This is a genomic window from Streptomyces sp. NRRL S-646, assembly GCF_000720765.1.
GTDB lineage: Bacteria > Actinomycetota > Actinomycetes > Streptomycetales > Streptomycetaceae > Streptomyces.
On the sequence record NZ_JODC01000042.1, the window covers coordinates 45,813 to 51,812 of the forward strand.

Annotated in this window: 7 protein-coding genes; 6 read left to right on the plus strand and 1 reads right to left on the minus strand. The window is 66.0% G+C overall.

Annotated elements, in window-relative coordinates:
• Positions 1 to 150: 150 nt before the first annotated feature.
• On the plus strand, positions 151 to 876 hold the full coding sequence (locus tag IH68_RS0147910; protein WP_234341841.1) for a Clp protease N-terminal domain-containing protein: 726 nt from the start codon (positions 151 to 153) through the stop codon (positions 874 to 876).
• A gap of 23 nt (positions 877 to 899) precedes the next feature.
• Here the strand turns inward: IH68_RS0147910 and IH68_RS0147915 are convergent, their stop codons facing one another.
• On the minus strand, positions 900 to 1,925 hold the full coding sequence (locus tag IH68_RS0147915; RefSeq protein WP_030949897.1) for a GNAT family N-acetyltransferase: 1,026 nt from the start codon (positions 1,923 to 1,925) through the stop codon (positions 900 to 902).
• Positions 1,926 to 2,291: 366 nt separating this feature from the next.
• Here IH68_RS0147915 and IH68_RS0147920 point away from each other — a divergent pair, with 366 nt between their 5' ends.
• From IH68_RS0147920 to IH68_RS0147940, 5 genes are all read left to right on the plus strand, one after another.
• Entirely contained in the window at positions 2,292 to 2,762 is a 471-nt protein-coding gene (locus tag IH68_RS0147920) for a hypothetical protein (RefSeq protein ID WP_199932016.1), read from the plus strand.
• A gap of 11 nt (positions 2,763 to 2,773) precedes the next feature.
• Positions 2,774 to 3,295: a hypothetical protein gene (locus tag IH68_RS0147925; protein ID WP_037886548.1), complete on the plus strand. Its 522-nt coding sequence runs from the start codon at positions 2,774 to 2,776 to the stop codon at positions 3,293 to 3,295.
• Positions 3,280 to 4,434, plus strand: coding sequence for an MAB_1171c family putative transporter (locus tag IH68_RS51130; protein WP_063763618.1), 1,155 nt, complete (start codon positions 3,280 to 3,282; stop codon positions 4,432 to 4,434). The genes IH68_RS0147925 and IH68_RS51130 overlap by 16 nt, the downstream gene beginning before the upstream one ends.
• A gap of 8 nt (positions 4,435 to 4,442) precedes the next feature.
• On the plus strand, positions 4,443 to 5,615 hold the full coding sequence (locus tag IH68_RS0147935) for a metal-dependent hydrolase family protein (RefSeq protein WP_234341842.1): 1,173 nt from the start codon (positions 4,443 to 4,445) through the stop codon (positions 5,613 to 5,615).
• Between the two features lie 128 nt (positions 5,616 to 5,743).
• Positions 5,744 to 6,000: helix-turn-helix domain-containing protein (locus IH68_RS0147940; protein WP_420719044.1), on the plus strand; the 257-nt coding region annotated here is incomplete at its 3' end.

Here is a 6,000-nt window from a genome sequence, read left to right on the forward strand (position 1 = left end):
AACACGATGCGCCGCGACGGGTCAAGAATTGGTCTCGTGACCCACGGGCCCGCCCTCGGCACCCGTGACCGTGGCCGGAAACAACCCACCCCGACCTCGCGAGGCAAGCGATGCTTGACAAAACAGCAACTGTCAAGAATTACTTGCCTCATGACGCTTCCAGACCTTGATGACCTCATCGCCGAAGTGGACAGGACCTGTGACTCCGCCCATCGTCCGGGCGGGCAAGACCAGCCGGACTGGCTGGCCCTGCTGACCGTGGCTGCCGGCATCTCCGGCCAAATGCAGGCGCTGGCGGACGACCTGGTCGAGGACTACGTTGAGCACTGCCGCATGCACGGCATCTCGTGGGCTGACATCGGCGGGGCCCTCGGAGTCACCCGCCAGGCAGTGCAGCAGCGCTTCCACGCACCCCACAAGCGCTACACACCCGAGATGCTCACCGAAGGCCTGCAACAGGCCATGACCCACATGAAGCGGGCCGCAGTGCAGCACCGCAACAACTACCTCGGCACCGAACATCTGCTGTTCGGCCTCACCACAGGGGACGAGAGCTCGGGGAACAGCGCAGTACAGCTTATGCGCGCGGTCGGTGCCTCTCCGGAGAAGATCAACCGCGCTGTGGAGGGACGGTTGAGCTGGGGGGCCTCCCAGGCGGCGGAACGCATCGCGTGGACGCCCTTCTCACGCAAGGCGATCGCCATCGCGGAGGAGCGGGCGGAACAACAGGGTTCGGCACTCATCGACTGCGATCACCTGTTGCTGGGGCTCGCTCAGATCGGCCGGGGGCTGGCAGCGACGGTCCTGGGCGAGGCCGGAATCACCCTGGAGACCCTGGAAGAGGCTTTCGCGGAGGGTAAATCAGCCACCGCATGAACGCATCCCTGAAACGCCAGTCGTCATGCTGCCGCGAGGTCCGGTGAGGCCAGGACCGAGAGGGTGGATGTCCACTCAGGCTGGTACTGCGCCGCACCGACCTGTTCGGGAGCGGGTGTGCGCCCCAGGTGGAGCATCGTGAACCCCTTGCGGGTGAGGTCCCCGATGAGATGGCGGAGCAGCGCGTGGTCCGGGGCGAGGTGTCGACGCCTGTCGTCCGTCACCGGGATCAGCGAGTAGCAGTGGCGGCCGCGGGTCAGGCACAGCCGTGCAGCGACCACTGTGTCGTCGAGGGACAGGGTAGCGATGAAGGTCGTCGCGGGGTCGAGTTGCCCCAGTACGGATCGCCAGTGGTCCCGGCCGTTCGCCGACGTCGGCCCGGAGAGAAGGGGGCTGTACCAACGAGCCGGTCGCAGGCAGGCCATGACAGACTCGGCGTTCATCAGGGCCTGGCGGTGGCACGTGCGTGCGTAAGTCACCTCGCAGTCTGAGGCGACACGGACCCAGGCCCGTTGCCGACGCAGGTGCTCGCGTCGCGTGGAACGGGGCAGAGCCGCGTAGACGAAGGGCAGGCGGACGCTGGCGTATCTGGTGTCGACACGACTCCACCCGGTGTTCTGCGACATCTGCGTCAGATACCGTCCCAGGCCGCTGTTGGCCAGGACATCGGTCATGCTCACACCCTCGCCCGTCTCCTCCGCCAGCAGCATCAGATGGAAGACGAACGACGCCACGACGCCGGGATCGTCCGCGTGCGGGCCGACCGGCCGGACGCACTCGGCATACGGCGCCGAAAGTGGGGAGACCTGAGTGCCGGTGCCGTCGTCGTGGCGGGCGAGGGCCAGGGCAGCGAGGGGCTTGCCCGTCGACGAGGTCGAGACGAGCACGATCGGGGTCACATCGCTGGCCAGCTGCCGCGCCCATGCGATGAGCCAGGCCGATGACTGGAAGGGGGTGGCGGCCGCATCCCGCGCGTACAACTCGCGCCAGGAACCGCCGAGGAAGTCCAGGGCCTGCGGACCGGTGAAAACGCGAAGGGCGTGAGTCATGGTCGTCCTCTTGCCGTTCTGTACGTGGGGGGAAGGCCGCCGGAAGAGAGTCACACGCAGTGCGAGGCCCGGCTTTTGCCCGGTACATCCCAGTATCTCCGCTTACGCGAATGCGGAGTTGCTCGCGCGATACGCCCCCTCACCTGCGAGTCGAGGGCACACGCTGGCAAGAACCGCGGCAACGGCCTTGGCCACCGGTTCCGTTCACACCCCCGAAGTCTCTCCGCCATTGGCGAAGCGTCCAAAATATTGACACCGGGCCGCACTTGAGGTCAACCAGTTACGCATGGGATCCAACAGATGGTGCTGTGTGGCACATCTGCCATCCTGTTGGCGCGAGGTCCAACTAATGCTGGGAGCGCGATCATGAAGGCAGAGGGCGACCAGGGGCAACAGCAGTCGCTGGCGGAACGATTGAACGCACTTTTCGCCATGGCCCGATGGACCGATACCTACGGCCGGCAGCGGGAGTACTCCACCGCCGAAGTGGCCAGGGCGATCACCGCCGACCCGTCACATCCGGCAACCCTCTCTCGAAGTTACCTGGCGATGTTACGCAACGGGTCGCACACCAACCCGACGTTGAGCGTGCTGGAGGGGCTCGCCAAGTTCTTTGACGACCACCGCCCCGCGGGGACGGCGCCGATCACCGTGCAGTCGCTGCTCGCCCAGGACGACCCCCAAGACGAGCTGCTACGGCAGCGGCTTGCCGATCACCAGGTGCGGGCGATCGCAATGAGGGCGGGCGAGATGACGCCGGCCATGCGCAGGCAACTGCTCAAGATGATCGCGATCTTCGATCAGGACAGCCCCCCCGATCCGGGCACCGGGACATAAGAAGGGACACAGTGGTCGCACGCGAACGCGAACTCCGCCGGCAGTGCAAACGCCTGCTGCGGAAACTCGACATTCAACCTCCCCTGCACATAGCTGAGCTGTGCCGCAGACTCGGTGAGCATCTGGGCAAACCCATCCGGCTGATCCCCTGGGCGCTGCCGGTCCCGGGACCGTTCGGATTATGGATGTCCCGGCCGAGTGAGGAGGTGATCTTCTATCAGGAGGAAACCACCCGTGTCCACCAGGATCACATCATCCTGCACGAGATCGGTCATATTATCGCCGATCATCAGGACGACGGTGATCAGAGCGTGGAATTCCCCGATCTCGGCCCGGACTTCCCCCGCGACCTGATCAACCGGGGCTTCCGTCGCACCTGCTACACCGAGGACTACGAACGCGAGGCCGAGCTGGTGGCGACCATCATCCAGGAATGGGGGATGGTCATCGACTACGTCAGTGCGCGTACGCCCGAGGACCCGGACTTGGATCCGCTGCGCTCAGCGCTGAACGCCCCATGGGGGTGGACCTGATGTTCCAGGTGCCGCTGATCACCCTGCTGGGAATAGGGGCGTTATGGAAGGGCACTGACCTCGTACGCGCTCCGCACGACCGGGTGCTGCGTTGCCTCGTCGCGTCCCTGGTCTTGCTAATGGCCGGGGAGATCCTCAGCTTCCCCGAGGTCAACGCCGCGATCGACACGGCCACCGCCCTCGGCGTCGGCAAGGTCCTGTTCAACGGGATCTACATGTCCGGCCTCTCGGCGCTCGTCATGGTCTTCGTCTCCACAATGCGTGGCGCGGACGCCGAATACCGTCGCCACCGGCGGATCAACACCGCCCTGCTCACCGTCGTCCTGGCCGCCCTGACCGTCGCCATGATCGCCACGCCTGCGGGGATGCGCGGTCACTTCTTGGGCACTCCCCACATGGCACAACCGGCCATTGCCACGTTCTACCTTGTCGGCAACACCTACTTCGTCTACGCCTACCTGGCATCCGCCCTGTGGGCCCTGCGTTATGCGCGCCGGGCGTCCCGGAACCTTAGGTTCGGCCTGCTGACCATGACCCTGGGACTGCTCGGACTGACGACCACGGCGATCAACCGAATAGTCCTGGTCGTTCTACGTATCGACGAACCCGGGTCGCACGAGACCTTCAACACGGTGAACTGGTCGCTGTCCAACTGGGCCATGGGTACCGTCCTTGTCGGAATCTCCTATTCGGCCTGCACGCAACTGGTCACCCGTGTGCGGTCGGTCGTGCACCACCGTCGTATGTATCACGAGCTCGCCCCCCTCTGGACGGCTCTGACCGCTGCCTACCCGGAGCTCGTCCTGCACCGTCCGTCGGCCGATTCCGGGTGGCGTGGTCTGCGCCAGCGCCGTACCCACGAGCGGCGGTTCTATCGGCGGCTCATCGAATGCCGTGACGGACTCGTCTGTCTGAGTCCCTACCTGACGCGCGTCGCGCCCGATGCCGATCTCGCCCGTGGCCCCGCCGAACAACTCGCCCGGCACATCACCGAGGCGCTGGCGCTCAAGCCGACAACCGAGTCCCCACACACCGAACTGCCGGCGGTGCTTGTCGCCTCGCCCGCCGACAACGACCTGGGTGCCGACGCCCACGAACTCATCGCCATATCCCACGCCCTGCGCGAAAGGACATCGTGAACAAGGTATTGATCATCGCGGACCGCATCCTCGCCGGGCCGGCGGATCGTGTAACCAACGACGGCGCCGTTCTGGTCGAATCCGGCACGGTCGCCGCCGTCGGTGTCGCCGCCGAGTTGGACGCAGCGGTCGATGCGCAGGTGCCCCGGTTGCGGAGTCCCGGTGCAACGGTGATGCCGGGAATGATCGACTGTCATGTTCACCTCGCCTTCGATGCGGGTCCGAACCCGATCAGTGCGGTGGCCGAGGCGGATCCCGCCGAGCTGTCTCTCGCCATGGCTCACCGCGCCCAACAGATGCTGGCCGCCGGGGTGACGACGGTACGAGATCTCGGCGACCGCGACGCGCTCACCGTGGCGTTGCGTACGTCCATCAGCTCCGGGGCCACGGTCGGGCCACGTATCGTCGCCGCGACCGCACCGTTGACCTCACCCGGTGGCCATTGCGGTTTCCTCGGCGGTGAAGTGAACACGGACGACGACATCCGAGCACAGATTGCCAGCAACGCGGCGGCGGGGGCCGATCTGATCAAGGTGATGGCCTCGGGGGGTGCACTCACCCCCAGCGGCCCGCGTATGTGGGAGGCGCAGTTCACGCCCGGTCAACTGCGCCTGATCGTCGAAGAAGCCGAGCGCCACGGACTGGGGGTGGCGGCGCATGCGCACGGCTCGGAGACCATCGCCCACTGCGTGATCGCCGGCGTCCGAACTCTCGAGCACTGTTCCTGGCGCACTGCGGAGGGCATCGTCCACGATCCTGCGGTCATCCGGCGCATGGTCGAGGACGACGTGGCCGTCTGCCGCTGCGTCTCCGGTGACTGGCGGCTGTTCCTCGACCAGATGGGGCCCGAGCGCGCAAAGGCGATGGTCGAGGTCATCCTGGAAATGAGGGAGGCCGGTGTCCGTTTCATCGCCGGCACCGATGCCGGTGTGCCGGGAGCCCGTTTCGGCGACTACGTCGGCATGCTCGAATTCTTTGCCTCGCTCGGTTTCGCACATGCCGAGATCCTCGACATGGCCACCGTCAATGCCGCCCACGCCCTCGGCCTGTCCGACGCAGGCGTCCTGGCCCCCGGAAAGCGCGCCGACCTAATCATCGTCGACGGCAACCCGTTGGCCGAGTTGAACGCCCTCCGCCGGATCCAACATGTCTTCACGGCAGGTCGCCTGTTCGCCAAGTGAGCAGCGTTCAAGTTCAACGTTCCAGGCCCGGGTGGTCTCCCACTCGCGCGGACGGTGGCCGTTGTGGTGATGATTGGCTCAATCGTCACTGAACCTCTTTCATCCTGTGGTCTGAGGAGTGAAACAGGCTGGTCAGGTGGGGTGACGTAGCGAAGCCCCTCGTCGTTGGTGTGGTGATCTCACTCAACACGCCGACGGCCGGGGGGCGCTCGCCGTGGCGGAAGTTGAGCTGCTTCAAGCAAGCCCTGCTGACACTGGCCCATCTGCGGAAGAACGAGACGTTCGCACAGGTCGGCGCCGGGTTCGGGGTGCCGGAGGCGACGGCATGGCGCTACGTCGACGAGACGATCGAGGTCCTGGCCGCCTGGGCGCCGGGCCTGCACGA